18 protein-coding genes are annotated in these 20,464 nt (G+C 66.0%); 10 read left to right on the forward strand and 8 right to left on the reverse strand.

What is annotated here, in order from left to right:
• Window positions 1-134: 134 nt before the first annotated feature.
• Window positions 135-1,004: a methylenetetrahydrofolate reductase [NAD(P)H] gene (metF, locus tag ACQ651_RS00930; protein ID WP_227284271.1), complete on the reverse strand. Its 870-nt coding sequence runs from the start codon at window positions 1,002-1,004 to the stop codon at window positions 135-137.
• Between the two features lie 93 nt (window positions 1,005-1,097).
• Between metF and ACQ651_RS00935 the strand changes: the two genes are divergently transcribed.
• The 3 genes from ACQ651_RS00935 (at window position 1,098) to ACQ651_RS00945 (ending at window position 3,639) form a co-directional block, all read left to right on the forward strand.
• The gene (locus ACQ651_RS00935; protein WP_227284270.1) at window positions 1,098-2,018 is read left to right on the forward strand and encodes a LysR family transcriptional regulator; all 921 of its coding nucleotides are present in this window, start codon (window positions 1,098-1,100) and stop codon (window positions 2,016-2,018) included.
• Window positions 2,019-2,122: 104 nt separating this feature from the next.
• Window positions 2,123-2,758, forward strand: coding sequence for an alternative oxidase (locus tag ACQ651_RS00940; protein ID WP_227284269.1), 636 nt, complete (start codon window positions 2,123-2,125; stop codon window positions 2,756-2,758).
• A gap of 80 nt (window positions 2,759-2,838) precedes the next feature.
• Window positions 2,839-3,639, forward strand: a complete 801-nt coding sequence (locus tag ACQ651_RS00945; RefSeq protein WP_375550518.1) for an inositol monophosphatase family protein — start codon at window positions 2,839-2,841, stop codon at window positions 3,637-3,639.
• Window positions 3,640-3,641: 2 nt separating this feature from the next.
• On the opposite strand, the gene ACQ651_RS00950 is transcribed toward ACQ651_RS00945, so the two are convergent.
• Genes ACQ651_RS00950 through fsa form a run of 4 tightly spaced genes read right to left on the reverse strand, consistent with a single transcriptional unit; the run spans window position 3,642 to window position 6,733 of the window.
• Entirely contained in the window at window positions 3,642-4,340 is a 699-nt protein-coding gene (locus tag ACQ651_RS00950; protein WP_227284267.1) for a CDP-alcohol phosphatidyltransferase family protein, read from the reverse strand.
• 38 nt (window positions 4,341-4,378) lie between these two features.
• Window positions 4,379-5,302 carry a tyrosine recombinase XerC gene (locus tag ACQ651_RS00955; RefSeq protein ID WP_430447896.1) on the reverse strand — a complete coding sequence of 308 codons (924 nt, stop codon included), beginning with the start codon at window positions 5,300-5,302 and terminating at the stop codon, window positions 4,379-4,381.
• A 10-nt stretch (window positions 5,303-5,312) separates the two neighbouring features.
• Window positions 5,313-6,026 carry a DUF484 family protein gene (locus ACQ651_RS00960; protein WP_227284265.1) on the reverse strand — a complete coding sequence of 238 codons (714 nt, stop codon included), beginning with the start codon at window positions 6,024-6,026 and terminating at the stop codon, window positions 5,313-5,315.
• Window positions 6,027-6,079: 53 nt separating this feature from the next.
• Window positions 6,080-6,733, reverse strand: a complete 654-nt coding sequence (fsa, locus tag ACQ651_RS00965) for a fructose-6-phosphate aldolase (RefSeq protein ID WP_430447897.1) — start codon at window positions 6,731-6,733, stop codon at window positions 6,080-6,082.
• 75 nt (window positions 6,734-6,808) lie between these two features.
• Here fsa and ACQ651_RS00970 point away from each other — a divergent pair, with 75 nt between their 5' ends.
• The 4 genes from ACQ651_RS00970 (at window position 6,809) to ACQ651_RS00985 (ending at window position 12,106) form a co-directional block, all read left to right on the forward strand.
• Window positions 6,809-9,001: a primosomal protein N' gene (locus ACQ651_RS00970; RefSeq protein ID WP_430447898.1), complete on the forward strand. Its 2,193-nt coding sequence runs from the start codon at window positions 6,809-6,811 to the stop codon at window positions 8,999-9,001.
• Window positions 9,002-9,072: 71 nt separating this feature from the next.
• Window positions 9,073-10,158, forward strand: coding sequence for a histidinol-phosphate transaminase (gene hisC, locus ACQ651_RS00975; protein WP_430447900.1), 1,086 nt, complete (start codon window positions 9,073-9,075; stop codon window positions 10,156-10,158).
• On the forward strand, window positions 10,155-11,090 hold the full coding sequence (locus ACQ651_RS00980) for a prephenate/arogenate dehydrogenase family protein (RefSeq protein ID WP_430447901.1): 936 nt from the start codon (window positions 10,155-10,157) through the stop codon (window positions 11,088-11,090). The genes hisC and ACQ651_RS00980 overlap by 4 nt, the downstream gene beginning before the upstream one ends.
• Window positions 11,087-12,106, forward strand: a complete 1,020-nt coding sequence (locus ACQ651_RS00985; RefSeq protein WP_430447903.1) for an extensin family protein — start codon at window positions 11,087-11,089, stop codon at window positions 12,104-12,106. The genes ACQ651_RS00980 and ACQ651_RS00985 overlap by 4 nt, the downstream gene beginning before the upstream one ends.
• 51 nt (window positions 12,107-12,157) lie before the next feature.
• On the opposite strand, the gene ACQ651_RS00990 is transcribed toward ACQ651_RS00985, so the two are convergent.
• Window positions 12,158-13,159, reverse strand: coding sequence for a DUF2125 domain-containing protein (locus ACQ651_RS00990; protein WP_227284260.1), 1,002 nt, complete (start codon window positions 13,157-13,159; stop codon window positions 12,158-12,160).
• 72 nt (window positions 13,160-13,231) lie between these two features.
• Between ACQ651_RS00990 and ACQ651_RS00995 the strand changes: the two genes are divergently transcribed.
• The 3 genes from ACQ651_RS00995 (at window position 13,232) to ACQ651_RS01005 (ending at window position 17,010) form a co-directional block, all read left to right on the forward strand.
• Window positions 13,232-13,774: a gamma-glutamylcyclotransferase gene (locus ACQ651_RS00995; protein ID WP_227284259.1), complete on the forward strand. Its 543-nt coding sequence runs from the start codon at window positions 13,232-13,234 to the stop codon at window positions 13,772-13,774.
• A 74-nt stretch (window positions 13,775-13,848) separates the two neighbouring features.
• Window positions 13,849-15,066 carry an apolipoprotein A1/A4/E family protein gene (locus tag ACQ651_RS01000; RefSeq protein ID WP_227284258.1) on the forward strand — a complete coding sequence of 406 codons (1,218 nt, stop codon included), beginning with the start codon at window positions 13,849-13,851 and terminating at the stop codon, window positions 15,064-15,066.
• A gap of 6 nt (window positions 15,067-15,072) precedes the next feature.
• Complete coding sequence (locus ACQ651_RS01005) at window positions 15,073-17,010, forward strand: peptidoglycan -binding protein (RefSeq protein WP_430447905.1); 1,938 nt, start codon at window positions 15,073-15,075, stop codon at window positions 17,008-17,010.
• Here ACQ651_RS01005 and ACQ651_RS01010 read toward each other — a convergent pair.
• A complete protein-coding gene (locus ACQ651_RS01010; protein ID WP_430447907.1) occupies window positions 17,007-17,969 on the reverse strand; it encodes a M23 family metallopeptidase in 963 nt (320 codons plus the stop codon). The two genes, ACQ651_RS01005 and ACQ651_RS01010, sit on opposite strands and share 4 nt — an antisense overlap.
• Window positions 17,970-17,980: 11 nt before the next feature.
• Window positions 17,981-20,320: an ATP-dependent Clp protease ATP-binding subunit ClpA gene (gene clpA / locus ACQ651_RS01015; protein ID WP_430447909.1), complete on the reverse strand. Its 2,340-nt coding sequence runs from the start codon at window positions 20,318-20,320 to the stop codon at window positions 17,981-17,983.
• Window positions 20,321-20,464: the final 144 nt, after the last annotated feature.

The following is a 20,464-nucleotide window of genomic DNA, read 5'->3' on the forward strand; positions in this document are numbered from 1 at the left end:
GAAAAGGGCTGTTGCGATCAGCCAACCCCGAGCCGGGAGGCGGTGCAAGCTGCCCGCGCGATTTACGCAGCGTCAGGAAGGCGACAGGTTACAAGAAAACCGGATTGCGCGATTTTTCGTAACCTGTTCGCCGCTCAGGCGACTTCGGCCAGGGACAGTTTGGGGGTCACCCCAAGGGCCGCGCACACGTCCCGTGTCAGATCCGGCGCATTCAGCGTGTAGAAATGCAGATTGCCCACGCCTCCCTCGATCAGGTCGGTGCACAGCTCCGAACAAAGCGCGGTGGACAGAAGGTCTTCGCGCCCGTCGCGGATGGCGGCGGCATAGGCCTCGTCCAGCCAGGCGGGGATCACGGCACCGCAGGCGCTGGCAAAGCGGCGGACACGGGTCCAGTTGTTGATCGGCAGGATGCCGGGAATGATCGGGGCCTCGATCCCGGCGGCGACACAGGCATCGCGGAACCGGAAGAAAGTGTCCGCCTCGAAGAAAAACTGGGTGATGGCGGAGGTCGCGCCCGCATCGATCTTGCGCTTCAGGAAATCGACGCATGCCGCCATGTCGGGGGCATCGGGATGCGGGTCGGGATAGGCGCCTACGCGCAGGGTGAATTTCCCGGTCCTTGCCAGCGCCTCGATCAGTTCGACCGAACTTGCAAAACCGTCCGGATGGGGCGTGAACGCGCCGGCGCCTTTCGGCGGGTCGCCCCGCAAGGCGACGATCTGGGTCACACCCGCCTCGGCGTAACTGTCTGCAATCGCCAGCGTTTCCTCGCGGGTTGCGTCGACGCAGGTCAGATGTGCGGCGACCTTCACCCCGAAATTGCTGTGGATCGTTTTCACCGCCTCATGGGTCAGCGTCCGTGTCGTGCCGCCCGCGCCATAGGTGACCGAGACGAACTCGGGCGCCAGCGGCGCCAGCGTGCCAAGCGTGTCCCACAGACGAAATGACGCCTCAAGGGATTGGGGCGGAAAGAACTCGAAGGAAACGGACGGAGCGGCGGTCATGGCGATTCTGATCCTTGAAAAGTCGCCTTTGGATGTCGCATAGAGGAGTTATCGAGACAAACTCATAAAACTCATCATCTATATGAGGCGTATATGCATCTGGAGTTTCGCCATCTGCGGACCATCCGCGCCATCCATGAGGAGGGCGGGCTGGCCAAGGCGGCGGATACGCTGCACATCACGCAAAGCGCGCTCAGCCATCAGATAAAGGGTCTGGAAGCGCAGGCGGGGGTGGAGCTGTTCGTGCGCCGCTCGAAGCCGATGCGCCTGTCGCCCGCGGGGATGAAGCTGCTGCGGCTGGCCGAAGAGATTCTGCCCCGGATCGCCGCGCTGGAGGAGGAGTTCAGCGGCCTGCGATCGGGCAAATCGGGCCGTCTGCATATCGCGATCGAATGCCATGCCTGCTTCGACTGGCTGTTGCCGGTGCTGGAGGGGTTCCGCACCGCATGGCCCGATGTGGATGTGGATATCCGGCCCGGTTTGCAGTTCGAGGCGCTGCCCGCGCTGATGCGGGAGGAGGTGGATCTGGTGATCTCTTCCGATCCCGAAGACCTGCCCGGCATCGATTTCACCCCGCTCTTCGATTACGAGCCGGTTTTCGTCGCCTCCTCCCAGCATCCGCTGGCCGCCAAGGAGTTCATCGAGGCGGAGGATTTTCGCGATGAGTTGCTGATCACCTACCCGGTGGAGCGGGCCCGGCTGGATGTGTTCAGCCAGTTGCTGATACCCGCCGGGGTGGAGCCGAAGGGTATCCGGCAGGTGGAACTCTCGGCGGTGATCCTGCTGTTGGTGGCATCGAACCGGGGGGTCTCCGTCCTGCCGGACTGGGTGGTGCGGGAGCTGCGGCACAATGCCAGCTACGTCACCCGCCCGCTGACCAGCACCGGCCTGACCCGGCGGCTTTACGGGGCGACCCGCGCCGACGACACCACCAAGCCCTTCATGTCCCATGTGCTGAAACTCGCCCGGACCGAGCCGCTAAAGCTGCAACGGAAACCCGCGGCGGCAGAGTGACGCAATCCTCTTGAAAAAAAGGCCGATTGCAACGCGGATCATGGTGTCGCAGGCGCTTGTCCGGCGCTGTCTCGGGCGCATCTATGAGCTAGGAGGCGCAACAGATGACCCAGATCGTTCAAACACATGGCCCGGAGTTGAATGTTCACCGACCGCCGGCCGATATTCATGACAGGATCGCGCTGCGAACCGTAAGGTTCATGCGCATCTTTGCCGACAGATTCTTTGCCAAACGCTACGGCCACCGGGCCGTGGTGCTGGAAACGGTCGCGGCCGTGCCCGGAATGGTGGGCGGTCTGTTGCAGCATCTCAAGGCGCTGCGCCATATCCGCGACGATCAGGGCTGGATCCGCGAGTTGCTGGAAGAGGCCGATAACGAGCGCATGCATCTGATGACCTTCATCAAGATCGCCGAGCCAAGCCGGTTCGAACGCCTGCTGATCATGCTGGGGCAGGCGGTGTTCTTCAATTTCTACTTCTTCCTGTACCTCTTTGCGCCGCGCACGGCCCATCGCGTGGTGGCCTATCTCGAAGAAGAGGCAGTGATCAGTTATACCCAATATCTGGCGCAACTGGATGCCGGCGCGGTGGAAAACGTGCCCGCGCCGGAACTGGCCATCGACTACTGGAAGCTGCCCGCCGATGCGCGGCTGCGCGAGGTAGTCGTCGCCGTGCGCGCGGACGAGGCCGGGCACCGGGACGCAAATCACCGCTTTGCGGACGAATTGGCCGCCCGCTAGGCCACGCGCCCGTTTGTACCCTTGGCAGCCCGCGCGCACAGGTCTATACGCGCGGGCTGAACCACGAAAAGGGGCCGGTCATGCAGGGCAGTGCAAATCTCAACATCATGATCAAGGCGGCGCGTCTGGCCGGGCGCTCGCTGGCCAAGGATTTCCGCGAGGTGGAGAACCTGCAGGTCAGCACCAAGGGTCCGGGCGATTTCGTGTCCAAGGCCGATATGGCCGCGGAGAAGATCGTGCGCGAAACCCTGATGGAGGCACGCCCCAATTACGGGTTTCTGGGTGAGGAAAGCGACGAGGTTCAGGGCACCGACCCGACGCGTCGCTGGATCGTCGATCCGCTGGACGGAACCACGAATTTCCTGCACGGGATGCCCCATTGGGCGGTCTCCATCGCGCTGGAACACAAGGGCGACATTGTCGCCGGTGTCGTGTTCGACCCCGCCAAGGACGAGATGTTCTTTGCCGAAAAAGGGCAGGGCGCGTGGCTGAACGACAATCAGCGGCTGCGCGTATCGGGCCGCGCGAAGATGATCGAAAGCGTCTTTGCCACGGGCGTGCCCTTCGGTGGCGGCAAGTATCTGCCTGCAACGTTGCAGGACCTTGGCCGCCTGATGCCCGCATGTGCCGGCGTCCGGCGGTGGGGTGCGGCCTCTCTCGATCTCGCCTATGTCGCCGCGGGCCGGTACGAGGGCTATTGGGAACGCGGCCTGAACATCTGGGATATCGCGGCGGGCGTCATCATCGTGCGGGAGGCCGGCGGCATGGTTGCCCCGCTGCGCGAGGGGCAGGACATGCTGGAAGGCGGACAGCTGATCGCCTCCAACGGGGCGATGTTCGATGCGTTCGCCAAGGTGATCCGGGAGCGCCCCGGGGCCTGAGATCAGGCGTTGGGCCGTCCGTTCAGCGCCTGCTGAGCGATGCCGGCCACAAGCAGGTAGACCGAACTGAGCGCCACGACCAGCGTCAGAACCGGGTTCGGCGCGAAGTTGGTCCATGCGGCCCAGCCAATGGCCAGTGTCCAGATCAGCGCGACCGGCAACGTCACCAGACGCCAGCGTTTGGTGCGCACGGGGTGGACGAATTTCAGCGGGACGAACATCGCCACGCTGAGAACAACCACCAGCGCCAGCGTCACCCAGACCCCGGGCGTCATCACCAAAAGCGCCAGCACCAGCATGTTCCAGCAGCCCGGAAAGCCGCTGAAACTGTCATCGGGCAGTTTCATGCGCGTATCCGAGAAATAGAGCGCGCTTGCGAAGGGGATCAGCAGAACCGCCAGCCAGCCGGTCCAGCCGGGCAGAAGACCCGAGGCATAGAGCGCATAGGCCGGGATGACCACATAGGTCAGGAAATCGATGATCAGGTCCAGAAGCACACCGTCGATTTCGGGGGCGTGTTTCTTGACCTCGAAATGCCGGGCCAGCGGGCCGTCTATCCCGTCGACCAGAAGCGCCACGGCCAGCCACAGGGCCATGATGTCCCATTGCTGCTGCATCGCCTCCAGCAGCGCCAGCATGGCCAGGGCGGCTCCGATGGCGGTGAAGCCGTGGACAAGAAAGGCGGAAAGTCTCGCGGTCATCGGAGTCCAATGCCCGGTTGTCGGCCCATGCGCAAGGCTCAGGCTTTCGGATGGGCGTTGCGGTAGACCTCCAGCAGGCGCGCGGTGTCCACGGCGGTATAGGCCTGCGTGGTGGAGAGCGACGCATGGCCAAGCAGTTCCTGGATCGCCCTGAGATCGCCGCCCGCATCCAGCAGATGGGTGGCGAAGCTGTGCCGCATCGCGTGCGGGGTTGCGGTGGCCGGCAGGCCAAGCTGCAGCCGGGCCTGTTCCACCGTCTTCTGGATCTGCCGCGGGTTCAGCGCGCCGCCGCGCATGCCGCGGAAAAGCGGCCCCGCGGGGTCAAGCCGGTGCGGGCAGAGCCGGGCATAGCGCGCCACGGCCTCCCGCGCGGCGGGGATCACGGGCACCTCGCGCTCCTTGCCGCCCTTGCCGCGGATGCGCAATGTGTCCGACAGGGGCAGTGCGGCCGCCGTCAGGCCAAGCGCCTCCGAAATCCGCAGGCCGCAGCCGTAAAGAAGGGTCATGACCGCCAGATCCCGGGCGCTGACCCAGTCGCGCCCGTCCTGCATCTCGACCGTATCCAGAAGGTCGCGGGCCGCGGTTTCCGCCAGCGGCCGGGGCAGGGGGCGCTGAAATTTCGGCGCCCGCGCGGCCAGTACCGCAGTGGGTTCGAACCCGTCGCGTTCGGCCCACCACCGGAAGAAGCTTTTCACCGCCGAAAGCCGCCGCGACAGAGACCGCGCGCCAAGGCCGCGCCCACGCTCTTCGGCCATCCATGCGCGCATGTCCCGGATGCCGAGCGATCGGAGCGGGGCAAGGCCGAGGCTTTCCCCGTGATAGGAGGACTGAAATGCCAGAAACCCGGTGACGTCGCGGCCATAGGCGTCGACCGTGGCCGCCGCCGCACCGTCCAGCGCCGCCACATGGGCCAGCCAGCTTTGCAGCAGATCGCGGGCGGCCGGGCTGAGCGAGAGGGTCACGGCTCCGCCCTCAGGCCAGGTATTTCCGCATCAGCCGTTCGAAGACCCCGTTGAAGAAGGTCAGCAGGTCGGTGCCCTGGCTCGGGCGGAACTGATGCGGATCCTCGGCGCCCATGACAAGCAGGCCCGGCAGGCGCCCCGCACCCAGATCGAGGCACAGCAGGGCTTCGGATTTGATCCAGTCGGCGGCCTCCCCGTAGATCACGCCGGAACTGTCGCCCACCTGGCGCAGCGTGACCGAGCGATGCGGCACATCGCGGCCCCCGGTCAGATAGCGCTCGACAAAGCCCGGGGCGACGATGGTCAGCACGTCTTCGAGCTTCTGCACCTTGGGCGCGCTTGTCTCGGTCGCTTCGGCGCTTTCCAGAACCAGCCGGATGCGGTCGACCCGCAGGATCCCGGCCACATCCGTGCCGAGCGCCCTCAGAAACCCCTCGAAACCCGGCTGGTCCAGCAGGGCAAGGATCGCGCGGTGCACCTGATTGGTGCCCGAAAGGTTCTCATAGGCCGCGGCGATGACGGACCGGTGGGTATCTTCGAGCCGGTCCAGCCGGTTTTCCAGCCGTTCCATCGCAATTCCGCGCATGTCGACGATGTTGCCGCCCATCTGCCGATCATTCGCGGCAATCAAGGCGCGCATCAGATCGCGGTCTTCCAGAATAAGCTCCGGGTCGCTCAGAACCCGTTCGCGCCAATCACCCAACATGTCTGCTCGTTCGCCCATGGTCTTGTCCGTGCCTCTTGGTTTTATTGATTGGCGGGGACCTTACACGATGTTCACAGGATTTTCTGCCCCGTTTTTTCCCAATCCTTCAGGAAGGCCTCAAGGCCCTTGTCCGTCAGCACGTGGCTGGCAATGGATTTGATGACCCCCGGCGGTGCGGTGGCCACATCGGCACCGATCAGGGCGGCGTCCTTCATATGGTTCACCGACCGGATCGAGGCGGCGAGGATCTCCGTCTCGTAGCCGTAATTGTCATAGATCGTGCGGATGTCCGCGATCAGGTCCATCCCGTCGAGGTTCAGATCGTCCAGCCGCCCGATGAAGGGGCTGATGAACGTGGCCCCCGCCTTGGCCGCCAGCAACGCCTGATTGGCGGAGAAACACAGCGTGACATTGACCATTCTGCCCTCGCCCGAGAGTACCTTGCAGGCCTTGAGGCCGGCCCATGTGAGCGGAACCTTGACGGTGATGTTCTCGGCGATTTCGGCCAGTTTGCGGCCCTCGGCGATCATATCGTCCGCCTCCAGCGCCACAACCTCGGCAGAGACCGGGCCATCGACCAGATCGCAGATCTCCTTGGTCACTTCCAGAATGTCGCGGCCCGATTTCAGGATCAGGGAGGGGTTCGTGGTGACCCCATCGACCATGCCCAGATCGTTCAGTTCGGCGATTGCATCGATATCGGCGGTGTCGACAAAGAATTTCATTCGGACGGTTCCTTTCGGGTGGCAGCCGTGGTCATTTGACGATCTCTTATCGCAAGGGCCGCCAAGCGGAAAGACATGACCCGGGACTATTTCGCAGAAGGAGAGCTGGTGGGCGTTCTGACTACCGAGCCGCTGGATCGGGCGCTTGACTACAAGGCGCCCGAAGGCGGCTGCTGGCTGGGTGCGTTCGTGGAGGTGCCGCTGGGCCCGCGCAAGGTGCTGGGGGTGGTCTGGGGGCAAGGTCGCGGTGACTGGGACAGTGCCAAGGTCCGGGCCGTGGGACGGGTGCTGGATGTGGCCCCGATGCGCGAAGAGTTGCGCGCGTTTCTGGAAAAAGCTGGCGCCTATACGCTCACGCCGCTGCCCGCGATGCTGCGTCTGGCCACCCGCGCGCCGGGGTTGAGCGACCCGCCCTCGATGCGGAAGGTCTACCGGTTGGGCGCGGGCGCGCCCGACCGGATGACCGATGCGCGGCGGCGCGTTCTGGCCACGCTGGAGGAATATGGTGGGCTGGCCTTCACGCTGAAGGAACTGTCGGAAATGGCCGGTGTGACGTCGTCGGTCGTCAAGGGGCTGGCGGCGCAGGGCGCGGTGGAGGAGGCCGACACCCCCCGCGACGCGCCCTATCTGCCGCTTGACCCGGACCGCCCGGGCAAGGACCTGACCGATGATCAGGCCGTGGCCGCGCGCGTCCTGCGGGACGCGGTGCGGTCCGGCAGCTACGGCACGACACTGCTCAAGGGTGTCACCGGATCGGGCAAGACCGAGGTCTATCTGGAAGCGGTGGCCGCCTGCCTGAAGGCGGGGCGGCAGGCGCTGGTTCTGCTGCCCGAGATCGCGCTGACATCGGAGTTTCTGACCCGGGTCGAGCAGCGTTTCGGCGCGAAGCCCGCCGAGTGGCATTCCGGCGTGACCATGACCGAACGCCGCCGCTGCTGGCGGATGCTTGGGCAGGGGGCGGCGCAACTGGTGGTGGGCGCGCGCTCGGCGCTGTTTCTGCCGTTTCGCGACCTTGGCCTGATCGTCGTCGATGAGGAGCACGACACCTCCTACAAGCAGGAGGACGGGGTTCTCTACAACGCGCGGGACATGGCGGTTCTGCGCGCCTCGATCAATTCGGCGCAGGTCGTACTGGCCTCGGCTACGCCGTCGCTGGAAAGCTGGGCCAATGCGGAGGCCGGGAAATACGCGCGGCTGAACCTAGGCGCACGGTTCGGTGCGGCGGTCCTGCCCCGGATGCAGGCGATCGACATGCGGCTGGAGGATCTGCCGGGCAATGCGTGGATCTCCCCGACCTTGCAGGGGGAGGTGAACCAGCGGCTGGACCGGGACGAGCAGGCGCTTTTGTTCCTGAACCGGCGCGGCTATGCGCCGGTCACGATCTGCCGGGCATGCGGGCATCAGGTGGGCTGTGACAATTGCGATGCGCGGATGGTCGAACACCGGTTCCAGAAACGGCTGATGTGTCATCAGTGCGGGGAGACCAGACCGATGCCGGAGATCTGTCCCGCCTGTAAGGCGGAGGGGAAACTGGCGCCGGTCGGGCCGGGCGTGGAGCGGCTTGCGGAAGAGGCGGCAAAGCTCTTTCCGGAGGCCCGGATCGCTGTGCTGTCCTCCGACCTGTTCGGGTCGGCCCGCGCACTGAAAGCCCAGATCGAAGAGATCGCCCACGGCGGGACAGACATCATCATCGGCACGCAGCTGGTCGCCAAGGGGCACAATTTTCCGCGGCTCACGCTGGTGGGCGTGATCGACGCGGATCTGGGACTTCAGGGGTCGGATCTGCGCGCCGCCGAACGGACCTTTCAGCTCATGCGGCAGGTGTCGGGCCGTGCCGGGCGCGCGGACAAGCCCGGCGTCTCGCTGATGCAGACCTTCCAGCCGGAGCATCCGGTGATCCGGGCCATCCTGTCGGGCGACGAGGAAGGCTTCTGGCAGGCCGAAGCGGCCGAGCGCCAGCAGGCCGGGATGCCGCCCTATGGCAGGATGGCGGGGATCATCGTGTCAGGCCCGGACGCGGCGGCGGCCTTCGATCTCGGCACGTATCTGGCGCGCAGCGATGCGCCGCTTCGCGCGCTTGGCGCCACCGTCTACGGGCCCGCGCCGGCCCCCATCGCGCGGATCAGGGGGCGGCACCGGGTCCGGCTGCTGGTCAAGGCGCCGAAGGGCGTGGCCCTGCAACCGGCGCTGTCGGAATGGGTCGGCGGGTTGAAGCTGAAGGGCGGATTGCGGCTGGCGGTGGATATCGACCCGCAAAGCTTCTATTGAAAACCGGTTCCCTTGGCCCGCGCCCACGGCTATGAACCCGAAACCTGTCCATTTTCGGTTGAATGCTGCCAATGTCCGCACCGATCCGCCCGCAACCCGGCATCCTCGACATCGCGCTTTACAAGGGCGGCGCGAGCACGCTGGCCGGAATCGACGAGCCGCTGAAGCTCAGCTCGAACGAAAACCCGTTCGGCCCCTCCCCCAAGGCGGTGGCGGCGATGCAGGATGCGCTGGCCCAGATGCACCGCTACCCGTCCACCGACCACGCCGCACTCAGGCAGGCGATCGCCGAGGTGCATGGCCTTGATGCCGAGCGGATCATCATCGGCGTGGGCTCCGACGAAGTTCTGACCCTTCTTTCGCTGGCTTTCGCGGGCCCGGGCGACGAGGTGCTCTATCCCGAACACGGGTTTTCGATGTACCGGATCTTCGCCTTGTCGGCCGGGGCCACACCCGTGGTCGCGCCGGAAAAGAACCGGACGGTGGATGTGGAGGCGCTTCTGGCCGCGGTGACGCCAGCCACCCGGCTGATCTATCTGGCCAACCCGGCAAACCCCAGCCCGACCTTTCTGGACATGGGCGCGCTGACCCGGCTGGCCGATGGCGTTCCGGCCCAGTGCCTGCTCGTTCTCGATGGCGCCTATGCGGAGTTTGCCGAGGGTTATGATGGCGGTGCGTCGCTGGTGGAGGCGCGCGAAAACGTGGTGATGACGCGCACATTCTCCAAGATCTACGGGCTTGGCGGCCTGCGCGTGGGCTGGGGCTATGCCTCGCAGCATGTGATCGACGTGCTGAACCGTATCCGCGGCCCGTTCAATATGTCGAAGGTCGCGCTGGCCGGAGCCGAGGCCGCGGTGCGCGACCGGGCATTCGTCGAGACCTGCCGCCGGATGAACGCGGAAGGCCGGGCGCGGTTGCAGGGCGGGCTGGCGCAGCTTGGTATCCCGTCCGATGAAAGCCACGCCAATTTCGTGCTGGCCCGGTTCTCCGACGAGGCCGAAGCGCTGGCGGCCGATGCCCATCTGAAATCGGAAGGGATTCTGGTGCGTCTGGTCAAGGGCTACGGCTTCCCCGAGGCGTTGCGGATCACCGTCGGCACGCCCGATGACGTGACCCGCGTGCTGGATGCGATGGCCAGGTTCAAGGGGGCCCTATGAGCGTGATCTACGCCCGTGTCGCCCTGATCGGTCTTGGCCTGATTGCGGGATCCATGGCGCATGCGATGCGCCGGGCCCGGCTTGCCGGCGAGATCGTGGGCACCGCGCGCTCCGCCGAAACGCGGAAGATCGCGGGCGAAATCGGGCTCTGCGACCGCGTTGTCGACACCGCCGCCGAAGCCGTCCGCGACGCCGATCTGGTGGTGCTGGCGGTGCCTGTCGGCGTCATGGGTGCGGTCGCGGCCGAGATCGCACCGCATCTGGCGCCGGGCGCCACGCTGACCGATGTCGGGTCGGTCAAGCAGGACGTGATCGCGCAGGTCGGCCCGCATCTGACCGATGGCATCCATTTCATCCCCGGCCATCCGCTGGCGGGCACGGAGCATTCCGGGCCCCGGTCCGGTTTCGCGCAGTTGTTCGACAACCGTTATGTGCTGCTGACCCCGCCCGAGGGGACCGATCCGTCCGCCACGGCGAAACTGCGTGCGCTCTGGGAAGGCTGCGGCGCGAATGTGGAGGAGATGGACCCCGATCACCACGATCTCGTACTTGCCGTCACCTCGCATACCCCGCATCTCATCGCCTATACGATGGTGGGCGTCGCCGATGATCTGCGCCGCGTCACCGACAGCGAGGTGATCAAGTATTCCGCCGCGGGGTTCCGCGATTTCACCCGGATTGCCGCCAGCGACCCGACCATGTGGCGCGATGTGTTCCTGTCGAACAAGGAGGCGACGCTGGAGATCCTTGGCCGCTTCACCGAGGAACTGTTTGCCCTGCAACGGGCGATCCGCACCGGCGACGGCGACCATCTGCATGCGTATTTCACCCGCACGCGCGCGATCCGCCGCGGGATCATCGAAGCCGGGCAGGACACCGATGCCCCCGATTTCGGGCGCATCGGACAGCGCAAGGAGGGGCCGGCGGAATGAAGCCCGTTGCGGTGTTTCTTCTGACCCTTTCCCTTTGCGCGCCGGCCCTGGCCCAGGCGCCCGACCGGTCCCCGCTTCCATCCCCGCGGCCCGCAACCACAGACCGCGCCGCCACCCCGCCCGGGGCCGCCGATGCGCCCCGCACTGCCCAGGTGGTGATCCGCGCAGGGGCTCATGCGCCCCGTCAGTCGCTGCGCCCGATGCAGCGGCCCGGCGGCAGCCCTGCGCCCGCGCGGGCGGCGGCGCAGATGGCCGCGCGCAGTGCCGCGGCCGACGCCCCCGTCGCCACGGGCGAAACCGTGCAGGTGATCGAGCGCAGCGGGCTTTTCGGCCTTGGCCGCAGAACGGTGGAGGTGCGCACCATCGCCGGGGCCACCCGGCTTGCGGTGGTGCGATCGCTCAGGCCGCAGATCCGCCCGGATGGTCTGGAACGACAGGTCCGCGCCGTGGCCGCCAGAACCACGCCCAGTCGGGTCGCGCAGCCGGGGCGGCGCGGCTCGCTCTGCGGCAGGCCCGGTATCGTGGGCGAGACGCTTTCGCCCATCACCGGGCGGATACAGGGCTGCGGCATCGCCGAGCCGGTGCGTGTGCGCGAGATTGACGGTGTGACGCTGAACCAGCCCGCGACCATCAACTGCGATGCGGCGCGCGCCTTGCAGGAGTGGCTCAACGAGGGTGCGATTCCGGCCGTCGGGCGGACGGGCGGCGGCATCGCCTCCCTCCGCGTTGTCGCCTCCTATTCCTGCCGAACCCGCAACAGCCGCCCCGGCGCAAGGCTCAGCGAGCATTCCACGGGCAATGCGATCGACATCGCGGCCATCGGGCTGGTCAACGGGCAGGAACTGTCCGTGCTGACCGATTGGCGCCGCGGCAGTACCGGGCGGCTGATGCAACGCCTGCATCGCGCGGCCTGCGGCCCGTTCGGCACCGTGCTCGGCCCGAATTCGGACCGCTTCCATCAGGACCACTTCCATTTCGACGTGGCGGGCTATCGCTCGGGGCCCTATTGCCGCTAGAACGCGGGTTCCGTTCCACCAATTGCGGGTGCCGCCGCGCCCCGTGGGGCGCTAGCGCAACACAAGCTGCGGCGCAGCCCCGATCGGGATCGGCCCGAAAAATACCCGCTGGTTGCGGAAACTGAGCGGGGCGTCGATATCGCTTTCGCGCCCCGACAAGCCGGCGACCAGCGCCAGCACCCGCTCGATCCCGCCGCGTGTTTCCGCCGGGATCGCGCCTGCATTCACCCCCATCTCGACCATCTCGCGCCAGTTCTGGGCGCGCACGGAAATCTCTCCGGTCGGGTAACCCTCGGCATCGACATCCATCGACCCCGCCAGACGCAGCGACAGATCCCCCCAGTTCGCGCTCAGATCGGCAAGATCGATGCGGGTGATGCCCGGCCGCGACTGCTCCAGCGCCGACAGGTCCCAGGGCCGGTCAAACCCCATCACCGCATCGAAGCGCATCTGCTCCATCGCGTCGGGCAGGATGCCCGCGGGGTTCAGGACCGCCTGCAACGGCTCGGGCGGTGTCAGGCTGTTCGCTTCGAACAGGATCTCGTAACTGGCCTCGCTTCCGTCCTCTCGCATCATCTGGAACGTCGCGTCGGCCAGCGCCATCTGCCAGCCCTCGGTGCTGGACATGGCCATCTCCGCCAGCGTGACCCGGGACTGATCTAGGGCCAGATCGCCGCCGGGGCGAACCTGCACCACCGCTTCCATGGCGCCGCTGGTGATATCCAAACGCTCGAAAGGTGAGGCGAGTGTCTGCTCCGCGGGCCAGACCGCCTCGATCCGGTGGGGTTTGTAGCTGGGCTGGGTAATCTCGAAACGGGGCGCGATCCAGGCCCATCCGGTTTCCGGGTCGGCCAGTTCCACCTCCGTCAGGGTTGTCCGGAAGGCCGCGGGGTAGCCGGCCGTCTCCAGGCTCCGGTAATTCACCAGCCAGCCTTCGTTCGACCGTGCGTCCAGCCATGCGCCCATCACCCGTTCGGTGCCATAGGCACCGGCAAACCAGATGCCCGACCAGGCCAGCCCGATGATCCCGAGGATCCAAAGCCAGACTTTCATGGCCCGATCTCTCCCCTTCAAATCCGCTCCTGTCCTGCATATAGGCAAGGGGTCAGGAAAGGACCATCTCCGATGTCGGACGAGCTTTGGGTTTTCGGCTATGGCTCGCTGCTCTGGCGGCCCGGGTTCGACGTGGCCGAACGTCGTCTTGCACGGCTCGATGGCTGGCACCGCAGTTTCTGTATGTCCTCGGTCCATTATCGCGGCACCGAGACCGATCCCGGCCTCGTGCTGGCCCTTGACGCGGCGGATGGCGCCTCTTGCGACGGTGTGGCGCTCAGGGTTGCATCCGGTCAGGAAGACGCCGTCCTGGCCTATCTGCGGGAACGCGAGCTGATCTCGGCGGCCTATCTGGAGGCACGCCTGCCCGTCACCTTCCATTGCGAGGGCGGGGTCGAGGCGCTGACCTATGTGATCGACCGCGATCACTGGCAATATGCAGGCGCGCTTGATCTGGAAGAGCAGGCCCGGATCATTGCCCGCGCCCATGGAAATCAGGGCGCCAACGCGGATTACCTCTACAACACCGCCGCCCATCTGCGAGAGCTTGATCTCGCCGATGCCGACATGGATTGGCTGGTCGCGCGGGTGCGGGAGCTGATCGACACCGCCTAGGCGCATGGGTGTTGGCACGCCGCCCCAAGCCTAGTAGGCTGCGCGCACCCATTCAGGATGGCCAAAGACCAGCCATGACGAGCAGACCAGACGGCGCCCCGGCGCCTCGTTTCACCCGACCGCTTCGGCAGATCGTATTGATGTTGATCATCTGCGGTCTCGTCGGCTTTGGCGGTATGCTGGTTTATCCCCGCGTGGAGCCGGTGTTTCTGGCCAACCCCTATCTGAACGGCACCATCGCGATCGTCTTCGTGGTCGGCGTTCTGGCCTGTTTCTGGCAGGTTCTGCAGCTGTTTTCCTCGGTCGCCTGGATCGAGGGTGTCGCAACGGACCGGGACGATCACGACATGGATCGCGCCCCGCGTCTGCTGGCGCCCCTGTCCGGCGTCTTTCGCGGTCGTGGCGCGCGGATGCAGCTTACCTCCTCCTCCTCCCGCTCGATCCTCGATTCCGTCGGCGCGCGGATGGAGGAAAGCCGCGATATCACGCGCTACATCGCCAACCTTCTGATTTTCCTGGGTCTCTTGGGTACGTTCTTCGGTCTGGCAACGACCGTTCCGGCGGTGGTGGAAACAATCCGCAGCCTGCAACCGACTGAAGGCGAACAGGGAATTGCCGTCTTTGGCCGCCTGATGGACGGGCTGGAGGACCAGTTGGGCGGTATGGGCACCGCCTTCGCCTCCTCCCTTCTGGGCCTTGCGGGCTCGCTGGTGGTGGGCCTGCTTGAGCTGTTCGCGGGCCATGGCCAGAACCGGTTCTACCGGGAGATGGAGGAATGGCTGTCCACCATCACGCGGGTCGGGTTTTCCTCTGCCGACGGGGATGGCGGAGGCGTGGATCGGGGTGCGATCGCGACCGTGCTGGACCATATGGTGGACCAGATCGACACGCTTCAGAGCCTGTTTGCGCAATCCGAAAGCCGTCGGGCGGAGACCGAGGCGCGGATGATGGACCTGTCGAGCTCGGTCGCCGCGCTGACCGACCGGCTTGGCCCCGGCCCGGTGGAGGCGACCGAGCGGCTGGCCGCCGCGCAGGACCGGCTCTCCGAAGTTCTGGCCGCCACACAAGGCGAAAGCGGGATCGACGCGGAAAGCCGGATGCGCCTGCGCTCCATCGACGTGCAGTTGCTGAAGATCTTCGAAGAGATGGGCGCCGGCCGGCAGGAGGAGATCAGCGTCCTGCGCAGCGATCTTCAGGAATTGACCGAGGCGCTGCGCGCGCTCACCCGGGCCGCTTCGGACCCGGCGCCGCCACGTCGCCCGCGCCCGGCCCGCAGCGGCGGCGGGGAGTGACCGGGGATGGCCTTTCAGCGACGGGCAGGGACACGTCTCACCGCCTCGATCTGGCCCGGTTTCGTGGACGCGATCACCGCGCTGCTGATGGTGATGATCTTTCTGCTGACGATCTTCATGGTCGTGCAATACGTGCTGCGCGAAGAGATCAGCACCCAGGATGACGAACTGAACGCGCTGAACGCGCAACTCAACGAACTGGCCGACGCGCTTGGACTGGCCCAGGGCAGCAATGCGCGGCTGGAGGCGCGCGTGGCAACCCTTGGCAGCAGCCTGTCACAGGCCGAGGCGGAGGTAGCAACGCAGGCTGCCCTGATCGCTTCGCTCAGCGCCGAGCGCACGGCGCAGGCCGCCCGTATCGCCAGTTTCGAGGAGCAGGTGGCCTCTCTGATCGCGGCCAATACGGATCTGACCGCCGACCGGGATGCGGCCCGCGCCGAGATCACCGAGCGGATCAGCGAGGCCGAGGCGCTGGAACTGGCGCTGGCGACGGCCCGTTCCGAGATCGACGAGGCGGCCGAGGCCGCGCGCCGCGCCGCGGCGGAGCGCGCGGCGCTGGAGGCACTGATGGCCGACCTTCAGGCCGAGGCCGCGCAGACCGAGGTGACGCTGGCCCAGACCCTTGCCGCCCTGCAGGAGGCGGAGGACGAAACCACCGGGCTGAGCGCCCGGATCGGCGATCTTGAAGCGGATTTGAGCGAGCAGGAGGCGGCCCGTCTGGCGGAGCTGGCGGCCGCCGAAGCCCTGCGTCAGCGTCTGGACGAGACCGAAGCCGCCTTGAGCGCCGAGGAAGCCGCCCGGTTGACCGAGGCCGCCGCGGCGGAGGCGTTGCGGGCCCGTCTGGAAAACGCCGATGCCGAACTGACCGCCATGGCGCTGGCGCTGGAAGAACAACGCCGTCAGGCGGAGGAAACCCTGACGCTGCTGGCCGCGGCCAATCAGGCGGAGGACGACCTTGCCGCCCGGCTGGCCGCAGCACTTGCCGAAGGCGCGAGCGAGGCCGAGACCGCCGCCGCCCTAGAGGCCGCATTGGCCGAGGCGGAGGCCCGCGCGGCGGCGTTGCAGGGCGATGCCGCGGGGCAGGCCGAACGGCTTTCGGCGCTGGAACTTGCGCTGGCCGAGGCGCTTGCCGCACAACGCCTTGCCGAGGCGGATCTGGAGAACAGCCTGACGGAGGCGGAAACGCGCGCGGCACTTCTGGCGCAGGCCAATCTGGAACTGGAGGCCGCCGAAGCGCTGTCGGCGGATAGCCAGCGGCAGGTGGCCGCGCTGAACGAGCAGGTCGCGGCATTGCGCGCCCAACTGGGTGGGTTGCAGAACCTGCTGGATGCATCCGCCGCGCGCGACGCGGAGGCCGAGGTTCAGATCGAAACCCTCGGCGCGCAATTGAACGCAGCGTTGGCACAACTGGCGACGGAGCAAAGCGCGCGCGCAGATCTGGAGGCTGCCGAGGCCGCGCGTCTGGCCGCCGAAGCCGAGGAGCTGGAACGCTACCGGTCGGAGTTTTTCGGCCGCTTGCGGGACCTGCTGGAAGGTCGGGAAGGGGTGCGCATCGAGGGGGACCGTTTCGTCTTCTCCTCCGAGGTTCTCTTTGCCCCGGCCTCGGCCGAGCTGGCCGCCGAGGGGCGCGCGCAGATCGCCAATGTGGCCGGTCTGCTGACCGAGATCGCCGACGAGATCCCCGAGAGTATCGACTGGATCATCCGGGTGGACGGCCATACGGACAACACGCCGCTGTCGGGCTTCGGCGAGTTTGCGAACAACTGGGAACTCAGCCAGGCGCGCGCGCTGTCTGTCGTGCTCTACATGTCTGAAGAGTTGGGCATTCCGCCGCGCCGTCTGGCCGCCACCGGGTTCGGCGAATACAGGCCGATCAGTGCCGAAGACACCGATGAGGCCCGGGCCCAGAACCGGCGGATCGAGATGAAGCTGACCGAACGCTAGCGGAGCGTCACGTCCGCCTCGATCCGGTCGATCTCGCGCGCTCCGCGGGTGAGCGTGATCTGCCCCAGATACCGCCCCGCCGGCCAGCCGCCCGCCGGGGCCCGCCTGCCGGATGCGTGGAAGAGCTGCGCCTGCGTCCTCTCCAGCGTCACGGATTGCGTGTGAAATGCGCCCCCGTCCGGCGAGGTGATGGTCAGCGTCAGCACGTCGCCCGCCCGCCCGCCATAGACATTCGCCCAGAGAACGAGCGCCGTGGACGTGGTCGCCGAAAGGGTGGCGGCATCGGCGCGGCCCGCCTTGATCTCATCGAATTCGGGAAGCGCCGCGGAGAACCCGGCAGACAGAAACCCGCCCATGGAAGGCGTGATCGGATCGGCCCAAAGCTGCGCCGCCTGCGCGCCGCAAAGGGTGATGTCGGAGGGGGAGAACGGGTCCACGACCTGCCCGTCCCGGCGGAGTGTCAGATGCAGATGCGGAAACTCCGTATTGCCGGACAGCCCGATCAGCCCGAGCGGCGTACCCGCCGCAACCGCGTCTCCGGTGGTCACGGCGACACTGCCCATGCGAAGATGGCAATACTGGGTTTCCCAGCCGTCCGCATGGGTGATCGCCACGCCGTTCCCGCAGTCCTGGCCGTCCAGCATGGCGGCGCGGCCCAGGTCCGCCACCCCGTCGCGCGTGCCGCGCACGATGCCGGGCGCCGCCGCGGTAACGGTCGCGCCCGCGGCCATGGCCTCCAGATCGGGGAGGCGAATATCGGTTCCCTGATGGGTATCGTAGCTGAGTGGCCCGCAGGTGAAATCCCGCGCGCCCGGCCCGGGATCCCGGTCGACGAATTGCTGGAGGAAACAGGTTTCGCCCAGAGTGCAATCCACGGGGAAGTGCAGCGCGGGCGGGTCCGCGCGGGCCGCGGATGTGAAAACGGCGGCCCCGAGCAGGACCGCCGAAATTCCGATCATATGCCGTCGGATCATTCCGCCGTCAGCAAGGGCGGCTTTTTCTTCGACGACAGGCGCGGGCTGCCGGGCTCTTCGATCCGCAGGTCGATCTTGCCGTCTTTCAGGCCGACCTTGACGTTGCCGCCCTTGGCGAGCTTGCCGAACAAGAGCTCTTCGGCCAGCGGCTTCTTGATGTGCTCCTGGATCACGCGGCCAAGCGGGCGAGCGCCCATCTTGTCATCATACCCCTTGTCGGCCAGCCACTCCGCGGCAGCTTTCGTCAGCTCGATGGTGACGTTCCGGTCCAGCAACTGTGCTTCGAGTTGCAGAACGAACTTCTCCACCACCTGCAGGATAACCTCCTTCGGCAAGGGCGCGAAGGAGATGACCGCGTCCAAACGGTTGCGGAACTCCGGCGTGAATGTCCGCTCGATGGCGGCCGTATCTTCGCCCTCGCGCCGGTCGCGGCCGAAGCCGATGGCGGCCTTGGCCTGTTCCGTCGCGCCCGCATTCGAGGTCATGATCAGAACGACATTGCGGAAATCCACCGACCGGCCGTTGTGGTCGGTCAGTGTGCCGTGGTCCATGACCTGCAGCAGGATATTGAAGACATCCGGATGCGCCTTTTCGATCTCGTCGAGCAGCAACACGCAGTGCGGATGCTGGTCCACGCCATCGGTGAGAAGACCACCCTGATCGAAGCCCACATATCCCGGCGGCGCGCCTATCAGGCGGGAAACCGCGTGTTTCTCCATGTATTCCGACATGTCGAAGCGCAGCAGTTCCACACCGAGCGTATCGGCCAGTTGCTTGGCCACCTCGGTCTTGCCGACGCCGGTGGGGCCCGCAAACAGGTAGTTGCCGATCGGCTTTTCCGGTTCCCGCAGCCCGGCGCGCGCCAGCTTGATGGCCGAGGCGAGCGATTCGATTGCATTATCCTGCCCGAAGACCACACGCTTCAGCGTCACCTCCAGATCCTTCAGCACTTCTGCATCGTCCTTGGAGACGTTTTTCGGCGGAATGCGGGCGATCTTTGCGACGACCGCCTCGATCTCCTTGGCGCCGATGGTCTTGCGGCGTTTCGATTCAACCACCAGATGCTGCGCGGCGCCGGCCTCGTCGATCACGTCGATCGCCTTGTCCGGCAGCTTGCGGTCGTTGATGTAGCGCGCGGACAATTCCACCGCGGTCTTGATCGCATCATTGGTGTATTTGATATCGTGATGATCCTCGAAATAAGGCTTGAGGCCCCGCAGGATCTTGACCGCATCCTCCACCGAAGGCTCGTTCACGTCGATTTTCTGGAAACGGCGGCTCAGCGCGCGGTCCTTCTCGAAATGCTGGCGGAACTCCTTGTAGGTGGTCGAGCCCATGCAGCGCAGCTTGCCGCCCTGAAGGGCAGGTTTCAGCAGGTTCGAGGCGTCCATCGCCCCGCCGGAGGTGGCTCCGGCACCGATAACGGTGTGGATCTCGTCGATGAACAGCACCGCGTCGGGGTGATCCTCCAGTTCGGTCACAACCGCCTTCAGCCGCTCCTCGAAATCGCCGCGATACCGCGTGCCGGCAAGCAGCGCGCCCATGTCGAGCGAATAGATCGTGGCGCCGGAGAGCACTTCGGGTGTCTCGCCGGAAACGATTTTCCGTGCCAGACCCTCGGCAATCGCGGTCTTGCCGACGCCGGGATCGCCCACCAGAAGGGGGTTGTTCTTGCGTCTGCGGCACAGAACCTGAATGCAGCGTTCGACCTCGTTGTCGCGGCCGATCAGCGGATCGACCTCGCCCTTCTCGGCCTTGGCGTTCAGATCGACACAATATTTCGCAAGTGCCGATTCCTTCTGATCGCCGTCTCCGCCGCCGTCCTGACCGGTCTGGTTGGTCTCTTCTTCCATGTCCGAGGCGCCGCTCACCGGGCGCGCCTCGCCGTAGGAGGGGTCTTTTGCAACGCCATGGGCGATGAAATTGACCGCGTCGTACCGGGTCATGTCCTGCTCCTGCAGGAAATAGGCGGCATTGGATTCCCGCTCGGCGAAGATGGCGACCAGAACATTGGCGCCGGTCACTTCGGTCCGGCCCGAGGACTGGACATGGATCGCGGCCCGCTGGATCACCCGCTGAAACGCGGCGGTCGGCACCGCTTCGGAACCCTCCACATCCGTTTCGAGTGTCGAAAGATCCTCGTCGATGAAGGTTACAAGTGTTTCGCGCAGCGCCTCGATATCGACGCTGCAGGCTTTCATGACTTTGGTGGCATCGGGTTCATCCAGCAACGCCAGCAAAAGATGTTCGAGGGTCGCCAATTCGTGGCGGCGCGCATTGGCCTGTGCCAGCGCTGCGTGAATGGCCTGCTCAAGGGTGTTCGAAAACGACGGCACGTGAGGTGCTCCTTTTCATGTGCAGCGGCTCCATGGACTGGCCCGCCGACTATGGCCTCATAGTGTTAAGCTTCGGTTTTTACCGACGGGTTTCAAGGCATTTCTGTTCAAATAGTACGTTACAGGATCGTAACTTCAGCGAGA

Origin of the sequence: Rhodophyticola sp., assembly GCF_965284195.1 — a bacterium.
Classification (GTDB): Bacteria; Pseudomonadota; Alphaproteobacteria; order Rhodobacterales; family Rhodobacteraceae; genus Rhodophyticola.

Coding starts and splice junctions, on each gene's coding strand:
- metF (WP_227284271.1), bottom strand. CDS start 1,004: ATGACCGCCGCTCCGTCCGTTTCCTTCGAGTTCTTTCCGCCCCAATCC.
- ACQ651_RS00935 (WP_227284270.1), top strand. CDS start 1,098: ATGCATCTGGAGTTTCGCCATCTGCGGACCATCCGCGCCATCCATGAG.
- ACQ651_RS00940 (WP_227284269.1), top strand. CDS start 2,123: ATGACCCAGATCGTTCAAACACATGGCCCGGAGTTGAATGTTCACCGA.
- ACQ651_RS00945 (WP_375550518.1), top strand. CDS start 2,839: ATGCAGGGCAGTGCAAATCTCAACATCATGATCAAGGCGGCGCGTCTG.
- ACQ651_RS00950 (WP_227284267.1), bottom strand. CDS start 4,340: ATGACCGCGAGACTTTCCGCCTTTCTTGTCCACGGCTTCACCGCCATC.
- ACQ651_RS00960 (WP_227284265.1), bottom strand. CDS start 6,026: ATGGGCGAACGAGCAGACATGTTGGGTGATTGGCGCGAACGGGTTCTG.
- fsa (WP_430447897.1), bottom strand. CDS start 6,733: ATGAAATTCTTTGTCGACACCGCCGATATCGATGCAATCGCCGAACTG.
- ACQ651_RS00970 (WP_430447898.1), top strand. CDS start 6,809: ATGACCCGGGACTATTTCGCAGAAGGAGAGCTGGTGGGCGTTCTGACT.
- hisC (WP_430447900.1), top strand. CDS start 9,073: ATGTCCGCACCGATCCGCCCGCAACCCGGCATCCTCGACATCGCGCTT.
- ACQ651_RS00980 (WP_430447901.1), top strand. CDS start 10,155: ATGAGCGTGATCTACGCCCGTGTCGCCCTGATCGGTCTTGGCCTGATT.
- ACQ651_RS00985 (WP_430447903.1), top strand. CDS start 11,087: ATGAAGCCCGTTGCGGTGTTTCTTCTGACCCTTTCCCTTTGCGCGCCG.
- ACQ651_RS00990 (WP_227284260.1), bottom strand. CDS start 13,159: ATGAAAGTCTGGCTTTGGATCCTCGGGATCATCGGGCTGGCCTGGTCG.
- ACQ651_RS00995 (WP_227284259.1), top strand. CDS start 13,232: ATGTCGGACGAGCTTTGGGTTTTCGGCTATGGCTCGCTGCTCTGGCGG.
- ACQ651_RS01000 (WP_227284258.1), top strand. CDS start 13,849: ATGACGAGCAGACCAGACGGCGCCCCGGCGCCTCGTTTCACCCGACCG.
- ACQ651_RS01005 (WP_430447905.1), top strand. CDS start 15,073: ATGGCCTTTCAGCGACGGGCAGGGACACGTCTCACCGCCTCGATCTGG.
- ACQ651_RS01010 (WP_430447907.1), bottom strand. CDS start 17,969: ATGATCGGAATTTCGGCGGTCCTGCTCGGGGCCGCCGTTTTCACATCC.